The 17,520-nt window shown below is 38.5% G+C and carries 18 protein-coding genes and 1 other annotated feature; of the genes, 7 read left to right on the forward strand and 11 right to left on the reverse strand.

The genetic code is table 11. The features are described from left to right. Nucleotides 1-20: 20 nt before the first annotated feature. The gene (locus tag LACWKB8_RS00820; protein ID WP_038520825.1) at nucleotides 21-380 is read left to right on the forward strand and encodes a DUF488 domain-containing protein; all 360 of its coding nucleotides are present in this window, start codon (nucleotides 21-23) and stop codon (nucleotides 378-380) included. Here the strand turns inward: LACWKB8_RS00820 and LACWKB8_RS00825 are convergent. From LACWKB8_RS00825 to LACWKB8_RS00855, 7 genes are all read right to left on the reverse strand, one after another. Further along, entirely contained in the window at nucleotides 375-1,154 is a 780-nt protein-coding gene (locus tag LACWKB8_RS00825; protein WP_038520828.1) for a TerC family protein, read from the reverse strand. The two genes, LACWKB8_RS00820 and LACWKB8_RS00825, sit on opposite strands and share 6 nt — an antisense overlap. Before the next feature lie 126 nt (nucleotides 1,155-1,280). Beyond that, entirely contained in the window at nucleotides 1,281-1,985 is a 705-nt protein-coding gene (locus LACWKB8_RS00830) for an NAD-dependent protein deacylase (protein ID WP_207204685.1), read from the reverse strand. A 120-nt stretch (nucleotides 1,986-2,105) separates the two neighbouring features. After that, nucleotides 2,106-3,119, reverse strand: coding sequence for an aspartate--ammonia ligase (gene asnA, locus LACWKB8_RS00835; protein WP_038520831.1), 1,014 nt, complete (start codon nucleotides 3,117-3,119; stop codon nucleotides 2,106-2,108). A gap of 58 nt (nucleotides 3,120-3,177) precedes the next feature. Further along, nucleotides 3,178-3,419 (reverse strand) — a binding site (T-box leader). 87 nt (nucleotides 3,420-3,506) lie between these two features. Continuing rightward, nucleotides 3,507-4,154, reverse strand: coding sequence for an HAD family phosphatase (locus LACWKB8_RS00840; protein WP_242491931.1), 648 nt, complete (start codon nucleotides 4,152-4,154; stop codon nucleotides 3,507-3,509). Nucleotides 4,155-4,161: 7 nt separating this feature from the next. Further along, nucleotides 4,162-5,310 carry a mannitol dehydrogenase gene (locus LACWKB8_RS00845; RefSeq protein WP_038520834.1) on the reverse strand — a complete coding sequence of 383 codons (1,149 nt, stop codon included), beginning with the start codon at nucleotides 5,308-5,310 and terminating at the stop codon, nucleotides 4,162-4,164. A gap of 28 nt (nucleotides 5,311-5,338) precedes the next feature. Next, the gene (locus tag LACWKB8_RS00850) at nucleotides 5,339-7,237 is read right to left on the reverse strand and encodes a PTS mannitol transporter subunit IICBA (RefSeq protein ID WP_371211447.1); all 1,899 of its coding nucleotides are present in this window, start codon (nucleotides 7,235-7,237) and stop codon (nucleotides 5,339-5,341) included. Between the two features lie 3 nt (nucleotides 7,238-7,240). Continuing rightward, nucleotides 7,241-8,044, reverse strand: a complete 804-nt coding sequence (locus tag LACWKB8_RS00855) for a sorbitol-6-phosphate dehydrogenase subunit (RefSeq protein WP_038520841.1) — start codon at nucleotides 8,042-8,044, stop codon at nucleotides 7,241-7,243. 248 nt (nucleotides 8,045-8,292) lie between these two features. Between LACWKB8_RS00855 and LACWKB8_RS00860 the strand changes: the two genes are divergently transcribed. After that, nucleotides 8,293-9,054, forward strand: a complete 762-nt coding sequence (locus LACWKB8_RS00860; RefSeq protein WP_038520843.1) for a DeoR/GlpR family DNA-binding transcription regulator — start codon at nucleotides 8,293-8,295, stop codon at nucleotides 9,052-9,054. Between the two features lie 195 nt (nucleotides 9,055-9,249). Then, nucleotides 9,250-9,726 carry a hypothetical protein gene (locus LACWKB8_RS00865; protein WP_038520846.1) on the forward strand — a complete coding sequence of 159 codons (477 nt, stop codon included), beginning with the start codon at nucleotides 9,250-9,252 and terminating at the stop codon, nucleotides 9,724-9,726. Between the two features lie 36 nt (nucleotides 9,727-9,762). Here LACWKB8_RS00865 and LACWKB8_RS00870 read toward each other — a convergent pair whose 3' ends face one another. The 3 genes from LACWKB8_RS00870 to LACWKB8_RS00885 form a co-directional block, all read right to left on the reverse strand. Next, a complete protein-coding gene (locus tag LACWKB8_RS00870) occupies nucleotides 9,763-10,062 on the reverse strand; it encodes a nucleoside triphosphate pyrophosphohydrolase (protein WP_038520849.1) in 300 nt (99 codons plus the stop codon). A 392-nt stretch (nucleotides 10,063-10,454) separates the two neighbouring features. Continuing rightward, nucleotides 10,455-11,918 (reverse strand): cardiolipin synthase, encoded by a 1,464-nt coding sequence (gene cls, locus LACWKB8_RS00880; protein ID WP_371211453.1) that lies wholly within the window; start codon nucleotides 11,916-11,918, stop codon nucleotides 10,455-10,457. 17 nt (nucleotides 11,919-11,935) lie between these two features. Beyond that, on the reverse strand, nucleotides 11,936-12,868 hold the full coding sequence (locus LACWKB8_RS00885; RefSeq protein WP_038520858.1) for an alpha/beta hydrolase: 933 nt from the start codon (nucleotides 12,866-12,868) through the stop codon (nucleotides 11,936-11,938). Between the two features lie 69 nt (nucleotides 12,869-12,937). On the opposite strand from LACWKB8_RS00885, the gene LACWKB8_RS00890 reads away from it, so the two are divergent. After that, nucleotides 12,938-13,735 carry a ribonuclease H family protein gene (locus LACWKB8_RS00890; protein ID WP_038520861.1) on the forward strand — a complete coding sequence of 266 codons (798 nt, stop codon included), beginning with the start codon at nucleotides 12,938-12,940 and terminating at the stop codon, nucleotides 13,733-13,735. A 10-nt stretch (nucleotides 13,736-13,745) separates the two neighbouring features. Here LACWKB8_RS00890 and LACWKB8_RS00895 read toward each other — a convergent pair whose 3' ends face one another. Next, nucleotides 13,746-14,705 (reverse strand): DUF1002 domain-containing protein, encoded by a 960-nt coding sequence (locus tag LACWKB8_RS00895; protein WP_038520864.1) that lies wholly within the window; start codon nucleotides 14,703-14,705, stop codon nucleotides 13,746-13,748. 138 nt (nucleotides 14,706-14,843) lie between these two features. On the opposite strand from LACWKB8_RS00895, the gene LACWKB8_RS00900 reads away from it, so the two are divergent. From LACWKB8_RS00900 to LACWKB8_RS00910, 3 genes are all read left to right on the forward strand, one after another. Next, complete coding sequence (locus LACWKB8_RS00900) at nucleotides 14,844-15,689, forward strand: glycosyltransferase family A protein (RefSeq protein WP_038520866.1); 846 nt, start codon at nucleotides 14,844-14,846, stop codon at nucleotides 15,687-15,689. Beyond that, nucleotides 15,686-16,342: an alpha/beta fold hydrolase gene (locus LACWKB8_RS00905; protein ID WP_038520869.1), complete on the forward strand. Its 657-nt coding sequence runs from the start codon at nucleotides 15,686-15,688 to the stop codon at nucleotides 16,340-16,342. The genes LACWKB8_RS00900 and LACWKB8_RS00905 overlap by 4 nt, the downstream gene beginning before the upstream one ends. Before the next feature lie 147 nt (nucleotides 16,343-16,489). Further along, on the forward strand, nucleotides 16,490-17,470 hold the full coding sequence (locus LACWKB8_RS00910; RefSeq protein WP_038520871.1) for a ribose-phosphate pyrophosphokinase: 981 nt from the start codon (nucleotides 16,490-16,492) through the stop codon (nucleotides 17,468-17,470). Nucleotides 17,471-17,520 lie beyond the last annotated feature (50 nt).

Raw genomic sequence — 17,520 nt, forward strand, 5'->3', positions numbered from 1 at the left:
AACTAAAAGGAGATATTATGATGACAAAAATAAAAGTAGTGCGCATTTATGAACATGAGCAGCCTGCTGGCTACCGCATTTTAGTTGATCGTCTGTGGCCACGAGGCAAAAGCAAAAAAGATGCTAATTTGGATGAGTGGGTCAAAGAAATTGGTCCCAGCACCGAATTGCGTAAGTGGTTCAATCACGATGATACTAAATATCCTGAGTTTAGGCAAAAGTACATTGCTGAATTAGAGCATAATTCTGTGACTGTTAGTTTTGTTACCCGAGTGAAAGACGAACTTGCAAAACAAGATGTCCTTTTTCTTTATGGTGCAAAGAATAAAGAGCACAACCAGGCAGTTGTGCTCAAAGAATACGTTGAACAAAGATTATAGTTTCCGTCTTTTCTTTTTTGCTCGTATAAAATGAAAAGCAATAGTTAAGAGAAGAATACCGAACACAATAAAGGCAAAAGTTGTATTAGGCAGTTCGTAATGTAACGGTGGTAAAGACAATAAAAGTTTAAGAGCAATGATAGCAATTAAAACGTAAGCCATTGGTTGCAGTTCAGGAATAATGTCCATCAATTTGATTATGATTTCGGCAACACCGCGCATACATAAGATACCAATCATGCCACCAATTAATACTACTACCGGATTATTGGAAACCGCTAGGGCAGCTAAAACTGAATCAATTGAAAATACGATATCCATTGCTTCAATTGAAATAACGGTTCGCCAGAAAAGTGACAGAAAATGTTTGCCCTTTTTGGAAACATGGCTGGTGCTTTTTTCAGTTGTAATTTTTGTGTTGGCTGCTCTTTTTTGGGGATGCTTTTGCTCGTAAAAAAACTTGAACGATAAATAGAAAAGATAGAGACTTCCTGCTAATTTAATTTCCCAAAAATTGATTAGATAAGTACCAATGCCAATCACAATGAAACGAAAAATGTATGCGCCCCAAAGACCATAGAATAATGACTTTTCCTGTTGTTTCTTGTCAGGCAAAACCTTGGTTTGAGCTGCCAAAACGACTGCATTATCAACAGAAAGCAAGCATTCCATTAGAATCAGGGTTAAGATGACGAGCCAATCTTTGCCGCTGGTCAGTACGTGAATCCAATTACTTCCACTGAAAAAGGGAGCATACATTTTAAAAATTGCCATTTAAAAGCTCTTTTCTAGTTCAGAATTATTTTTAATTACTGAGTCGTATTTTAGCACTAGTAATTTATAGCATCCGGGTAAAAAAGCAATTCTGATGGTTTAAAGTGCTTTCTTTTTAGAAACTAGTTAAAGCTGTTTAAAAACATCCAGTGCGTCCGCAATAATAGCAGAAATTCCTTCTGCTGGAATGGCAGTTTTATTAATTGCCCAAACTTTAGCTCCAGACTGTCTGTAAGATAAAAGCTGGGCAAATGGATACACAACAAAACTGGTGCCTGAAATAATTACGAGGTCAGAATTTTGCATTGCGTTGACAGACTTGGCTAAACTGTCGCCGTTAATTGCTTCACCGTATAAAACAATTCCTGGTCTGATAATACCACCGCAATTTTCATGACGGTAAGATTTGGCGTATTCAGCGTAGTCAACGGCTTTATGACATTTAGTGCAGTAGATATTATAGAGACAGCCGTGAAATTCAGTCACGTGTTTATTGCCCGCTTTGGTATCTAAGCCGTCAACATTTTGGGTGATTAAATCGCCTTTTTCGTTGCAGATAGCAGCAATTTTCTCGTGGATTTCGTTTGGCTTGGCGTCAGGGAAGTACATATTATCCATTACGAACTTGTAGAAAAAGTCAGGGCGCTGATAAAGAGTTTCTTCGCTCAATATTGTTTCTGGACTTTCAGAAACGCCGTCATAAATGCCGTTTTTAGAGCGGTAATCGGGAATACCTGAATGGGTCGATACTCCCGCACCAGTCAAAAAAGTAATGTGGCGCGCCTGATCAATATCATTTTTTAACTCAGTTATCTTGTTAGAATCAATCATAATTTTGCCTTTCTTAAAACTAGTTCTGCTACTGCTAGTTTACTACAAGATTTTGTCTAACATATAGGGTTATTGTAATAAAACCATGCCATCAGTTATTGACAGCATGGTTTTTATTTATTAAAGAATTTGGATACCGTGTTCTTGGCACTTGGTAATCATGTCATGCGGCCAAACGCTGGCTTGAACTTCTCCTATGTGAGCTTTGCCCAGCAAAAGCATACATAAGCGTGATTGCCCAATACCACCACCAATGGTATAAGGCAATTCCCCGTCAAGCAGCATCCGGTGAAATTCCAGCTTTTCGCGTTCAAGGCAATCAGCCTTTTTTAATTGTGCGTGCAAACTTTCAGGACTAACGCGAATACCCATTGAAGAAATCTCGATTTTTTGCTTTAAAGGTTCATACCAGAAAATCAGATCGCCGTTTAGTTGCCAATCATCATAATCCGGGGCACGACCATCATGAGGTTTGCCGCTTTTCTTCAGTTTGTCGCCAACTTTCATAATAAAGACTGCCTTTTCTTCCGCGGCAATCTTGTTTTCTCTTTCTTCAGGACTGATGTCTGGCCAGCGGTCTTCTAATTCCTGTGTAGTGATAAAGTAAAGTTTTTCCGGTAAACGATAAGTAGAGGCAGGATAGCGGAAAGCACAGCCAGCTTCAATTTCTTTAATTGCAGCAAAAATTTTAGTAACAGTATTTTTAAGGGTTTCTTCTGTTCTTTCCTCCTTGGCAATAATTTTTTCCCAATCCCATTGATCAACATAAATTGAGTGGAAATTGTCTAAGTCTTCATCGCGGCGAATGGCGTTCATGTTGGTATAAAGACCTTCGTGCATGTTAAAGCCGTATTTTTTCAGTGCCATTCTTTTCCATTTAGCAAGGGAATGGACGATTTCAACTGTATCATCTGCCGGTAAGTCCTTCGCATCAAAAGCAACGGGACGTTCAACGCCATTTAAGTTATCGTTTAACCCCGTATGTTTTTCAACGAACAGCGGGGCAGACATCCGTTGTAAGTTTAATTTTTTAGCCAAGATCTTTTGAAATTCTTCGCGAATGAAAACAATCGCAGCTTCAGTGTCACGAATGGTAAGAGTAGGGTGATAACCTGCAGGTAAAATTAAAGTCATTGTGTTGACCTCCTATGAATTTAAGGAAAAGAAAAAGCCTCCATCCCGTTTTTAATAAAACAAGGACGAAAGGCTTTTTCCGCGGTACCACCTTAATTGCCCCAAATAAGGGCCAACTCATGAAGCACTAACATGCTCCACCAGCGTGGTAACGTACTGGAGACGACACAACCTACTTTCACGTAAATTTCAGCGTGCTGCTAAAAGTGTTTTTCAATAATTCAGGGTCTAACGGTTTTGCACTATCACCATTTCACTTAAAGAAATAAATTATTTACTCGTCTTTTTCACTGCATTTAATTTAATAGTAATTTAACAATAATTTCAATAAAAATTCAAGTAATATTTTATTTATTTTGTGAATATTTGGTGAAGAAATGCTACTCGTTAAATTTTATCTGCCAGTACGTGCTTAACGTCAGAAAGCGAATCAACTAAATAATCTGCTGCAGCTTGAGAAAAGGGAAAGCGTTCCTCTTTTAGGGCAATAGTGAACATTCCGGCATTTTTACCAGCCGCAATGCCATAATCCGAATCTTCAATGACCACGCATTGTTTGTTTTTCAAGCCTAGTTTGGCTGCCACAGTATTATAAATTTCAGGGTTGGGTTTTGATTGCTTGAACATGTTGCCACTGATCACCGGATCAAAAAATTGCGTTAGCTGACACTGCGTCAGTACAGTCTTGATTTTTTCTGGAGCTCCAGAAGACGCCAAAGCAAGTTTTAACGCCTGCTTTTGCAGCCACTTTAATAACGGAATCGCATCAGGATTTAATAATTTCCGGTAGTTAATTGGGCGGTCTTTAAAGTATTGTTGAAATTTTTGATAATATGCACGGTAATTAGGTTCACCAGAATAGTATTTTGAAATAATGTCAAAGTACATTTTTTTATTTCCGCCAACCATTTTGATGAGCTCCTGATCGGGAACGGCAACACCTAAATAGTCCAAGTATTCTTTTTGGCGTTTCAACTGTAATGGTTCGCTATCAATTAACACGCCATCCATATCAAAAATAACAGCTTTGAACATTATATTTTTACCTCTGCTTCTTGATCTTGTCGTATTCTGCAGCAATTTGCTGAACCACAGTATTAGTGGTTGGTCGTTCAATGTACTTGGAAATGGTCTTGGTGATACCCATTTCTTTGATATCTGCTTGAATTTTCATCGCTTGAGAATCACGAGGCTCGTCATAAGCAAATGCTGCTGCTAATGCTTTTACGTGGGCGGTATATGGCAGATGATATTTTTCACACAGATTGATTACGCCCATTAAGCGGTCATTTTTACCAACTTTACGGATAGGATCAAAGCCTACACGATAAATTGAATCTGACATTTCGTCCTTTGCTGCCGGTAAATATTCCAGTTCCCGAATTTGATCACGTGTTACCGGATATTCATACAGGACGGCTTCTATTGTTTCATCATGGACACCCTGAACTAGTTGGTGGACTTTCTCGTCAGTTTCAGCTTTTGCAATATCATCATATCCTTGCAGGTAGCCTTCATAGGCAGTCGTAGCATGGGGACCATTAATGGTGAAAACTTTGATATCTTTTAACATTTCTACATTGTCCCGCACATCAAGCCACTTAACATCGCTAAAATCTGAGTATACGGGACCTTGGATAATAAGGGAAGCTACAGCCGTTGTCACTAACTTAGTTGCATAATTTGAGTCAGCGTCGGTTGAACGGCGAACGATCGAGTCTCTTATTACCACGTTTTGATCAAACCAGTTTTTTACTTCGTCATCAGCCAAGTGACTGCGGAAGTCTTGGGTTATTTGATTAATCAAATGGTTTTTATTAGTCAGGCAAATTAGAGTCTTTTTTGCAGAGGGATCAACTTTAAATTGTTGGTTGAAGTAAACAGCTAATTCATTTGCTGCTGCTGGAAAATCACTGGGATAGAGGGGCAGCATCAATAAATCTGCCTTTAAAAAAGCCTTTAACACATGCTCGTAATCGTCTACCAGGTAGGCGTCATAATTTTTAATAGTATTCGTGAAGACGCGCTTGGTAGTGTGAACACTTACTTCATAGGTATGGGTCCGGTTCAATTCCTGAATAACGCGGGGATCATTATCTAAGAAAGTAATTTTCCACCCGGCATTATAAAATGTTTCTCCCATAAAGCCTTTACCTAAACGACCTGCACCAACAATTATTACATTTTTCATGTTTAAAATAATCCTCCGATAAAATTTTTTATTCAAATACTGCTAAAATTTCTTCAGGACTTTTGGCAGTCCTGATTTTTTCTACATTTGCTTCATCCATTAAAGTCTGAGAAATCACTTTCAGAATATTGAGATGATCATCGCCTTCGCCGGCCAATCCCAAAAGGACATAAGCAATTTCGTTTTTACCAAACTTGACTCCGTCAGGAACTTGAATAATTGATATTCCTGTTTTCTTAATTGCACCCCGTGTGTCTTCAAGACCATGGGGTACAGCAACGTGGTTACCAATATATACCGGCAAATCTTGATTTCTTTCAATCATTTGGTCGATATAATCTGGTGTAACGTAGCCGTTATCAACTAATATTTGCCCCGATGCTCTAATGGCATCATCAACACTGGCAAATTTTTGATTAAGACGGATATTGTTAACGTTTAAGATTTGAGGATCAAGTTCTGGCTTTTTGGCCTGCTCCTTAGCGGGAGTTTCTGCTGTACCGCTGCTGTTTTGCTTTTTAACAAAATCAATTACTTCTTTATAATTAGTATCTTTTAGAAAGTTATTGATTGGAATAAAAGTGGTATCCGGGTTATTACTGCTTGCTTTAGCCCGGTCAATTAGAGAATCAAGTGTAACTACCAGATCCGCATCTTGATCAATTTGGTTGGCAGAAGAATTTTTAACCTGAATGTCCGTTAAATTCTCCTTTTGCAATAATAACTTTAAGACAGAAGCACCCATTGCACTTGAACCCATTCCGGAATCGCAGGCAACGATAATTTTCTTAATTTTGCCTTTTGCAGGCTTAACAACAAAATCATCTGTAGTTTTAACTTCATGATCGTCAACCGTGAAGGATAAAGTGGGGTTAACATCTTCTTTTGGTGGGAAGACCTTTAGTAAAAACGTACCGATTGCTGCAGCTACAAGGAAACCCGCAACAATTGAAACTAAATTAGCGAAAATAGCATCACGTGGAGTCATAATTGCAATATTGATTAAACTGCCGGGTGATGCTACACCGATTAGACCGCCACCAAAAATAACTTGCAGATAAAGGGAAACTGCCAAACCACCCATTGTGGCAAAAATCATGATTGGGTTTCCCAGCACAAATGGAAAGTAGACTTCACCAATTCCAGCGATACCAGCAATAAACATTGCCATAGGTGCAGTATTTTTTGCCTTACCCTTGCCAAAGATCGAGATTGAGAGCAGAGTGCCAAGAAGTGGTCCACAGTTACTGTCGACTAAGAACATAATTGATTTTCCGGCTTTAGCTGCTTGTGCAAAACCGATAGGAGCTAAAATTCCGTGATTAACAACATTATTTAAAAATAAAACTTGTGCGGGAGCCATGAAGACAGACAATAACGGAATTACCTTATTCTTAGTGGCCCAGTTAACACCTGCTGTAATTACTGAAATTAAACCCCTAATTGCGGGCCCAATCGTGATAAACGCTAAAATACAATAAAATGCCCCGATAATGCCTAAACTGAAATTATTTACCAGCATTTCAAAACCGGGTCGGATTTTGTTTTCGACGGCATGGTCAAACTTTTTCAATGTCCAAGCTGCTAGTGGCCCAATAATCATCGCACCACTAATCATTGTGATATTTGAACCCACGATAACGCCCATACTGGCAAAAAGCCCGATGACGCCACCTCTTTGTCCGTGAATGTTATATCCTGCTGTATAAGCTATTAATAAAGGAAAAACGTAGTCCAAGATTGGTGCGATCAGCTGATTTAATTCCTTGTTAGGCATCCAGCCATGCGGAATGAAAAGAGCAGCCATCAGCCCCCAACCAACGAAAGCGCCCAGGTTGGGCATGACCATTGCGCTCATAATGCCGCCAAAACGTCTGATTTTGGTTAAAACGGTTGAACTATTGCTATTTTGGTTCATAATCTCCACCTCCTATCTAGTGGATTTAGCTCCTGTAATGTTAATGGTGGTGCCAGAAATATAGGAAGCATGGTCGGAAGATAAATATGTAATTAAATCAGCAATCTCACTGATTTTTCCGGGACGACCCAAAGGAATAATCGCTTTGTAGTCTGAACTGATATTATTAGGATCCTGTCCTCTGGTGTAAGCCAAGGCTTTGAAGGCTGCGTCATTATTCATTGGCGTACGCTCATTAACACCGGGTGCCACAGCAACTACTCTGATGTTAAATTGACCTAGTTCTTTGGCCCAGGCTTTGGTGTAAACTGCGACTGCTGCCTTGTTTCCTGAATAACAGCTCTGACCTTTAGATCCTTCTAAACCTGCTTCAGAAGACATGTTAATGATCACGCCTGATTTTTGTTTGATCATTACTCGTGCAACAGCTTGGGCACAGAAAACCACGCCTTTTTGATTGATATTGGTCATGAAGTCAAAGTCATCTTCACTAAGTTCATATTCGGGATGTGTGCCGTAATAATCGACTAACATACGTGGTCTGCTTACTCCCGCGTTATTAACTAAAACATCAATGTGACCGTATTGGTCGACAATTTGTTTGACAACCGCTGCAACTTCTTTTTGATGTGAGACGTCACAAGTCATTGTTGCAACATTTGCCTGATTTTTATGTGCGTCATTTGCGGCAACATCTAGTGAAATTACTTGAGCCCCATTTGCGGCTAATTCATTAACCATTGCTTCGCCAAGCCCCATACTGCCTCCAGTAACGATTGCAACTTTACCTTCTAAACTAACCCATTGTTGAGTCATAATCTGTATCTCCTTTTCTATATATTTCGGTCAAAATAGATACCGCTTTCATTAACCACCTGTATTCTATATGCGATTTATGCAAAAATCAATATATTTTTGCATGTTTGTTCAAATTAATTGCATAAATGTGCAAAAATGTGCTGAAAAAGCTCATTTTTTCTGCTAAAATTGAAACAAGTTAGTAAAAAGAAAATATGTTAAAATTAGTGAAGATAAACACGTTAAACGTAAACTAGGGATGCCTAATGTTAAAGAAAGAGCGCCAAAACCTGATTATTCAGGCAATTAATTTTCACAAACACGTTACTACAGCTGAATTGGTGGCTAAGTTTAACTGCTCAGAAGATACTATCCGCCGTGATCTGCGGGAGCTGGACCAAAAGGGACTAATTAAAAGAATTTATAATGGAGCCATCCGCATAGGACCTCCTGTAACTACTTTTGAACAGCGCTTAACGATTAAAACCGAGATTAAAAAGCAGTTGGCCCAAAAAGCCTTGTCTTTTTTGCGTGAAGACACGGTTATATTAATTGATGGCAGTACAACCAATTATTATTTAGCACAAGCTATACCCGAAAATTTTGCTGCTACGTTTATTACCAACTCGCCTTATGTAGCAATTCAGCTATCAAATAAAAGAAATGTTAATATCATTACTTTGGGCGGTATTTTTGCCAAAAGAGCAGCTGTCAGTTTAGGAGTAGAAGCACTTGATGCCTTGAGAACGTTTAGAATTGATACCTATGTCATCGGCATTCATAATTTGGATCCTGATAACGGCGTATCATTTCATAGTCAACAAGAAGCGCAGGTCAAAAAGAAAATGATTGATGTTGCTGATAACATTATTGCCTTGGCTACTAGTGATAAGTTGGGCTTGTACAGCAATTTTATTTGTTGTGCCGCAGACAAAATTGATCAATTAATTACTGATTCTCAAGATGAAGAACTTTTAGCTCAATTTGCTAAAAAGCATATTGAAGTTGATCAAATAAAAAAAGCTTAGAGCCGCTTATTTAGCGGGCTTTAAGCTTTTAATGTATTAAATTTGTTTTTTACGTAAACTGGAATCTCTTTTAAGAGATAGCTATGAAATAATTTGCTGAATTAATTTTAAAAAACTATGTAGTTACATTTACTTTATCCAACCAAAACGCCCCAGTCTGTTATAATGAGAATGAACAAATGTGAGGAGAATTCTATGGTAATTTTTTATCTTATTTTAGATGCTCTGCTTTTAGGCTATACTTGCTATAGTTGGTACTGGCAGGCAAACATTGATTTAAAAGGGCATTATCGCTCCTCTTCAATTATTTGGGCAATAATTTTTATTTGGATTGGCTTTACTTGGCAACTAATTGAAAAAAGTGATCCGGGACTGAGCTTCTTTTTAGCTATCTTTTTAATGATTGGAATTATAGACGGCTTTACGGGGTTCGCTCCCAAAAGGGCTGTCGTGTCGGGCTACTTTCGCCGCACCATTTCATACGCGGATGTGGTGATGGTGACTTTAATCAAAGTACCTAACCCTAATAAAAAACAGGTAATTTGTATCTTGACAACCCAGAAGAATAAACAATATTATTTACGCTTTTCTTATGGTGTAGCTCAAATTATTGAAGCACTAAAAAATCATATTCATCATGATATCCGCATTGAAGTACAGGATATCTTTTAAGACCACGCGGTTAACGTGGTCTTTTTTGATGGCAAATTATTCTTCCCAGTTCATTTCCAAAAATTTACTGAAGCCGCCTTTAAGAGCGCGTTTCTTATTAACTTGCTTTAAAAAGGTCTCTTGGTCAACATTTTTGAATTTAAGGTAAGCTAAGATTACCTCATAAACATCACCCAGTTCTTCAACAAGGTTTTCTTCGGTTTTAGCAGCAAGAACTTCATTAGTTTCTTCAATTAATTTTTGCTTTAAAGCCGGCTCAATTTCTGCAGGTGCAAGTTCACGATAAGTCGCATAATGTGCAAATTCTGGAATTTTGTCTCTGACCAATTTTTTCATCTTTTAAGCCTCTCATACAAACTAAATTTTAGTATTATTATACTGCTAAAAATTGTAAAAATATTGTGAAATATGTAACAAAAAGTAAAAGAAGCTTAATTTAGTTAAGAAAGTGTGACTGCTATCCGCAATAATGATTTTAATGATGTTGTTCAAAATCGTCATTCGGTTCGGAATTTTGATAAGACGGTCAAAATCCCGCGCTCAGAATTTAAAGAAATGTTTGCCGAAACGATCACAGCGTCAACTGGTTGCTATTGACAAGAGTAATGAAACTGAAGCAACTTTAGCAAGGACAATTCGCTATCCGGTTGAAACTGTTTATCACTTTGCTGAATAAATAAAAAATTTGTACTTTAAAAACCTTCCCTGAATGGAAGGCTTTTTGCTTACTATAAAATTGGTGAGAGCATCCGTGAAAAGCTCTGCAAGATCTTAAGCCACCGACCTTGTTTGGCAATATCTTCTGGGGTTAGTAGTGATGAAACTTTCATATCATCTTCAAATGATTTGGCAACCTCAAGCGTGAAATTTTTATCATAAAAAACGGCAACATCTTCAAAATTGAGATCGTATGAGCGGTAATCTTGGTTCATAGATCCGACCGTAGAGAAAGTATCGTCAACTACTATGGTTTTGGCATGGATAAATCCCTTGTTGTAAATGTAAATTTTGATACCATAACGGGATAGTTCGTTAGCGTACCACTGCGTTGCCCGGTAAATGAAGGGGTGATCCGGTTTACAAGGAATCATAATTCTGAGATCTACTCCTGAGCGCGCAATGGTCTGTAAAGTCGCAAACATCGCATCGTCTGGAATTAGGTAGGGCGTTTGAATCCAAACCCTTTTTTTAGCCAGCGACATGAGCCGCATAATCCCATTGCGCATATTAGCATTATAACTGTCTGGCCCATCTGAAACTATTTGGGTTGCCACGTCACCACGATGAATGTCGTTTTCATCCAAATTTGGGAACAGAATAGTGTTAAATGTGATTACTTGGTTCTCTTTTTGAATAGAAGCATTCCAATCCATGACAAAACGCTCTTGCAGTAATAATGACGCTGAACCAACAATTCTGACTTGACTATCACGCCAGTAGCCAAATTTCTTTTTTCTGCTTAAATACTGATCACCGATATTAAAGCCACCAGTCCAAGAGGTTTTACCATCTACTACGACAATTTTACGGTGCAAGTGGTAGTTAATCCGGTACCGTGTAATCATGTTGCGCGAGGTAATAAAGGGCAGCACAACCCCGCCTGCTTTTCTTAATTGGTCAAACCAAGCTTTGTTAGCTCCCATGGAACCCCAAGCATCATAGAGCAAGCGCACAGATACGCCTTCTTGGGCTTTTTTAATTAGTAAATCAAGAAAGTCATTGCCAATTTCATCATTATAAAAAGTGTAAAACTCCACGTTCACCGATTGCTTGGCTTTTTTAATATCACGCATCATGTCGTGAAACATGATTTCACCATCGGTGTAGAGCTTAACGTGATTGTTTTTACTTAAAGGTGATTCACCATCATGGTCAAAAAAATGTACTACCATCTTGGCCTTATTAGAGGTGTCAGAGGTGCTGATCTTTTTGGGAGCCGCAGTAATGGACTTTTGAACGTTGCGCAGACCAATGTGGTGCTGTTTGTTAATCGCAAAAATATTTTCCTGCGAAATTCCCCGCCCGAAAAAGCCGTAAATAATCATTCCTAAAACTGGAAAAACCAGCAGGATAATCAACCAAGCCCAAGTTGTTGAAACAGAACGCCTTCTGTGAAAGACGATGTAAAAGGCTAAGATAGTATTAGTAATAATGATGATGCGTCCTATGTCACGGAGCAGAATCACACGTATTTCCTCCAAAAATTAAGTTACTTTTTAAGACCAATAAATTTATCAATAATATCAATCACAAACGGATTATCATGCATCCAGCTGTGTTCGGCGTATTTTTGCCCTCGTATTTCAACTTCATGGTATGACTTAGCATACGGAGCTAAAATATAACGGATGCTCTTAGCAGAAGTTACGGAGATAAACTTGTCGCTGTTTGTGTTATCTAAGACATTGCCGTAAATATTTAACACAGAAATGTTGGGATTGAACCGTTTGCGTCTTAGTAAGAGGTAAAGATAATGCAAATTTACTACAGCTGGACGACCTTTTTGGTTAAAGGCGTTCACATTGGGAATATCTCCTAAATAAACTACCCCGTCAAACGGTCCGGCTATAAAAGCACATTTTACCAGATGGGGAAAATTCTTTTTACGATATTCACGCATTTCTGTCCGCACTATACAAGGGCAAGCCAGAGAGTGGGCAATTGCCGAATAGTGTGAAAAGTGGTACCTTTGAGCTAAAAAGGGTAGGGTAAAACGGAGATAATAGTCGATTGCATACACTCCGATCAATCTCTGCCGAAAAACCACTTGTACAATCGGATTGCGATCTCCGGTCCAAGTACCTTCCAACTTAAAGTTACCAAACAAATCTGCGGTAACTTTAAGATATTTCGAAGTCCCTTTATCGGCAAGTGCCTGTTTAACCATTACCCTTGTAGTATAGTCACCGCCGCGAAACCCGTGAAAGTAAATAATGGGTATCTGCTCAAAGTTGCCTTCTTTTGGTTCAACCGTGGCATTATCTTCTATTCTTTTTTTATGCAGGCGTAAGAAAACGCGAGTGGGTGCAAAAGTTGCTAAAATAGCAAGAAAAAGCATGCTAATCTTACTTGGTTCTTTTGCGAGGTCGCGCTTGTGGTTTTTCTCTACTTCTTCCTTGTATTTTTTAGTATTGAAGAACATAATACCACCTTAAAAATAGAACTAATTCTATTTTAGCATTGACAGAAGAATTTAGTGATAGGGGAACATATGAAATTTTACGCAGTCAAAAAGGGCCGCCAACCAGGTGTTTATCGCACGTGGGAGGAAGCCAAAAAACAAGTTGATGGTTTTTCTGGTGCTGAGTTTAAATCTTTTGCCAAAATAACCGATGCCACAGAATACTTAAACTGGGACAAAGAAACAGTTAATCAGGTCTTTCAAAAAGGGGAAGACACTTTGCAAGAAGCGATTGCCAAGATCCAAAGAGAAAGCCGAAAAATTAATAGCAGCAATGAAACTGCTATTAATTCCGAGCAGGCACCAAAATCTGCAGCAATAAACAAAGCTGCGAGCAACTATTTTGCCACGATTTATACTGATGGCGGCACGCGCAATACCGGCAATTTCAAGGGTGGTCATGTGCGTCAAACAGACAAGGCAGCTTGGGCCTATTTAATTGAGTGGCAAGAAAATGGTCAGTCTAAGTCAACTTACAATTCAAATGGTGAGTTTGGCGCTACCAATAATAAAATGGAACTGACAGCTCTGATTGAAGCCCTTAAAAAATTACTGGAAATGGGTTTTAACGACAAGCCGTTATTATTTGTGCTTGATTCCCAGTACGTTTTAAATCCAATCACCAAAGGCTGGCTTAAAGGTTGGAAAAAGCGTGGCTGGACCAAGTCTACTCCGGGAGCGATTGCCAATCTTAGTTGCTGGCAAGAACTTGACCAACTATTAAGTAAATTTACTCAGACCAAATTTGAATGGACTAAAGGGCATGCCAATAATCGCGGCAATGAATTTGTTGACCAAACTTTAAATAAGTTTATGGATCAAATGTAATTAGTTAGTATTAAGCAACCATTAAGCCACTGAAAAGGTGGCTGAAGAATGCAGTGATATTATGCCAAATTTGTTCAAGCCAGTTACGGTTTTCTGGTGTATTGATCTTATCAAAAATGCCTTTGGCATTCTTTTTAATGTTTTTTGAAAGTGCATCTGCCTGATCTTTAAATTTGTGATTTTTTAAAGCGCCAGAATCGCGTACTTCAATGAGAACGTTAATAATCTGTTGTTTCTGGTTATTATTAATCACATCACCAAGATGATTGATGTTGATTTGGTTTGTAACAATGTCATGAATTTGACTATCGGAAACGTTGTTGCCGATTTGTCCCATTTCCTGTTTGGCACCGGCAACGGCATTGTTTAATTGGGCATCGCTATAGCCGTCTTTATCCTTATTTTCTTTAGTGATTTTGCTTAAAGTGTTCATTTCATCTTGAGCAGCATTAACTTGACTTTGGTTTAAGTTTTCGCCAGTTTTACTGTAAGCAGCGTAAACACCGGCTAAAGCACCGGAGCCATCAATCGGCACAGCGCTGGTAACGTAGATATTGGCATCAGAGATGCCGGCGGTTAAAGCCGCATTTTTGTATTGGTCGGCAGTAATGGTAGTAATGTTGTTGTGCCCGTTATAATCAAGAATGTGGACGTTAATACCATTACCTGCAGCTGTTTTTTCGATCATAGCACTGGACCAGACGCCCGATTGGGTCGTGAAATTAGCACCAGAAGGGTTGAGATACTTCACTAGATCGGCACCTGTGATAGTTATAGTTTGATAGCTGCTGCCGCTTAGTGGATTGCTAAGCGTTTTTAAAGTACCGCTTTTTTGAGTTTCAGTCAGGGATGTTCCCAAACAAATAACAGGCAAGTCGTCTGCTTTAACCGTCTGTTCAAAGGCACCGCAGACAATTGTACTTAAAAATAACATGGTAACAATAGTTAAAAAAGTTTTTGCTTTTTTCATATAATAATTAACTCCTTTTGAATGAACTAATTATACTAAATACTTAAAACAAAAGTTTAAATTATGGTTATGTACCACCTAGTTTACGTTATTTTTAAGATTTAAGATGGTATAATAACAAAAGTGAAGGAGGGAACTATGATTCAGCAACCTGAATTAACAGTTATCATGCCAATTTACAATGTTGAAAAATATTTAACTCGGGCTCTTGACCATTTAGCTAAACAAGATGATCCGAATTTCAAATTGTTAATTGTCAATGACGGTTCAACGGATAATACCAGAAAAATAGCTGAGAGCTATCGTGAACGCTTCCGTTACTTTAAAATAATTAATAAACATAATGGCGGCTTGTCTGATGCCCGCAATGTAGGCATTGCCAACGTTGATACGCCTTATTTTACATTTCATGATGGTGACGACTGGGTTGATTCCGGTTATACTGCCTTTTTTGTCCGTGCCTTTCACGATCATCCTGATGCAGCGATGGTTTCTTGTGGCTTTTGGCTTGATTATGAAAATAAACAAGGTTCAGTTCCTGTAACTAAAAAAGAAGTACGGGGAATGAAAGGTAAAGCGCGAACATACCAGTTAATCAGCAATCCTTTTGGCTCTTTATGTGATAATCATTGCTTAGCTACCCCAGTAAAGGGCTATACTTGGAACAAAGGCTATAAGTTATCAGTTGTACGGCAAAATCATTTGCATTTCATGAAAGACTTAGCCTTTATGGAGGATCAGATTTTTAACGTACAATACTTGGCACTGACCGAGGGCTTTTATTGCGATAGTACTCCTATCTACCATTACTGGCAGCGTAAAGACAGTATGGTTCACCACTTCAACTTAAAAATGATACCCGACAATTTTAAGGCAAATTATATTGTTGCTAAAACTATTGTCCGCAGTCTATGGCAAGAGCATAGAAAAGAAAATGGTTCTGAACAAAAGTTAATAGAGGCTAGTGAAAGAGACCAGAGATGAGAGTAAAAGTTAATGGTAATGAGCTTTATTATAGTAAATTAGGTAAAGGTGCCCCGCTTTTGTTACTGCATGGGCACCATTTAGATGGTGGCATGTTTGACCAGATTGTTGCACCGCTATCTCTTTATTACACTGTTTATGTACTGGACATGAGAGGGCACGGATTGAGCCAGGGAGAAGCAGCAGAACACTATCAAACAGAAGTTGAAGATCTGTCTGCTTTTATTAATCAGGTAAATATCAGAGGGTGCTATTGCTTTGGCTTTGATGCCGGTGGTTTGGTGGCAATGATGCTTGCCAGTCAAGATCAAACTGTGTTTCAAAAATTGATGGTAGCCGGTGTCTTTGTCAATGGCAACGGTATTAGGTCATATCATTATCTGACTGAAGGGTTTCTGCGTTTCTTGCGGATGAACCGCGATAGTAAGGTAGAACTGTCAGAAAGTTTTATGTCGGTCGACAGCTTGAAGGCAATCAAAATTCCAACCTATTGTGTTGTAGGAGAAAAAGACTGGGTTAAAGTTGAACACGTTAGATGGTACAGCCAAATTATCCCTCAGGGTCAGCTTCTCGTTATGCCTAGACAAAAGCATGACAGTTATGCCGTTAAGAGCTTCAAATTACTGAACTTAATGGAAGATTTTTTTAAATAGATTACTAAAATTTAAAATAGAAACTTGAATAAAAAAAGCCGAAAACTACTTTCGGCTTTTTTTCAATTTATTACTTTGCTAGGCACTAGGGACTTTTTTGGTTATAATAGACATGCAAAGATTGTATTTTAAATAAACGAGGTAGCTATGAACAAGGAAGAACTTCTTCAGTTAATGCACCCAATGAAGCTGATTGGGTTAGGCGGAAATCCCGCTTTAAATGAAAAAATTGCGCAAATTTTGAAAAAACCGTTAATCGAAACTGCTGTGCAGCATTTCAGTGACGGCGAAATTCAAGTCAATATTGGTGAAAGTGTCAGGGGATGCGACGTTTTCGTTATTCAATCAATTCAAGACCCTGTAAATGAAAACTTTATGGAACTGGAAATTGTTTTAGATGCTTTACACCGCGCGTCAGCTCATCGGATAAACGTAGTGGTGCCATATTTAGCATATTCGCGCTCAGATACCAAAACACGTTCGCGGGAACCAATTACTGCTAAACTGGTAGCTAATTTGTTGCAAATTACTGGTATGGATCACTTAATCGCACTGGATTTACACGCTTCGCAAATCCAAGGTTTTTACAATGTTCCGGTTGACCACTTACATGCTATGCCGTTATTAGCACAATACTTTATTGATAATGGTATAGCTACTAAGGAAGAAGACGATATTGTAGTTGTTTCACCAGACCATTCTGGTGCTAAGCTGGCTCGTAATTTTGGGCAATTCTTTGACGCTCCAATTGCAATTGTAGATCAGCGCAGGGCTCGTTACGATGCTGATGTGCATAGCATGATTGGTGATGTGAAGGACAAGAAATGTATTATTGTTGATGACCTGATTGACACTGGTTCACGTATTTCTTCTTCAACCAAATCAGTTTTAGCAGCGGGTGCTAAAAAGGTTTATGTTGCTGCAACGCACGCACTGCTCTCACAAAATGCACTGGAAGTTCTGAATGAATTACCAATTGAACAAATCGTAGTAACAGATACAATTAAACACAGCCATTATCCAGATAGAATGGTTCGTATCTCAGTAGATTTGCTTTTAGCGCGGGGAATTAATTATGTATATAATGACCGCTCAATGCACTCATTAAGTGAAAGTGATTTGAAATAATCACATGATAAATGGCTTACTTTTTGTACGTAATTAAAATAGTTAAATCT

It is taken from the genome of Lactobacillus sp. wkB8 (assembly GCF_000761135.1).
In the GTDB taxonomy this organism is placed as follows: domain Bacteria; phylum Bacillota; class Bacilli; order Lactobacillales; family Lactobacillaceae; genus Lactobacillus; species Lactobacillus helsingborgensis.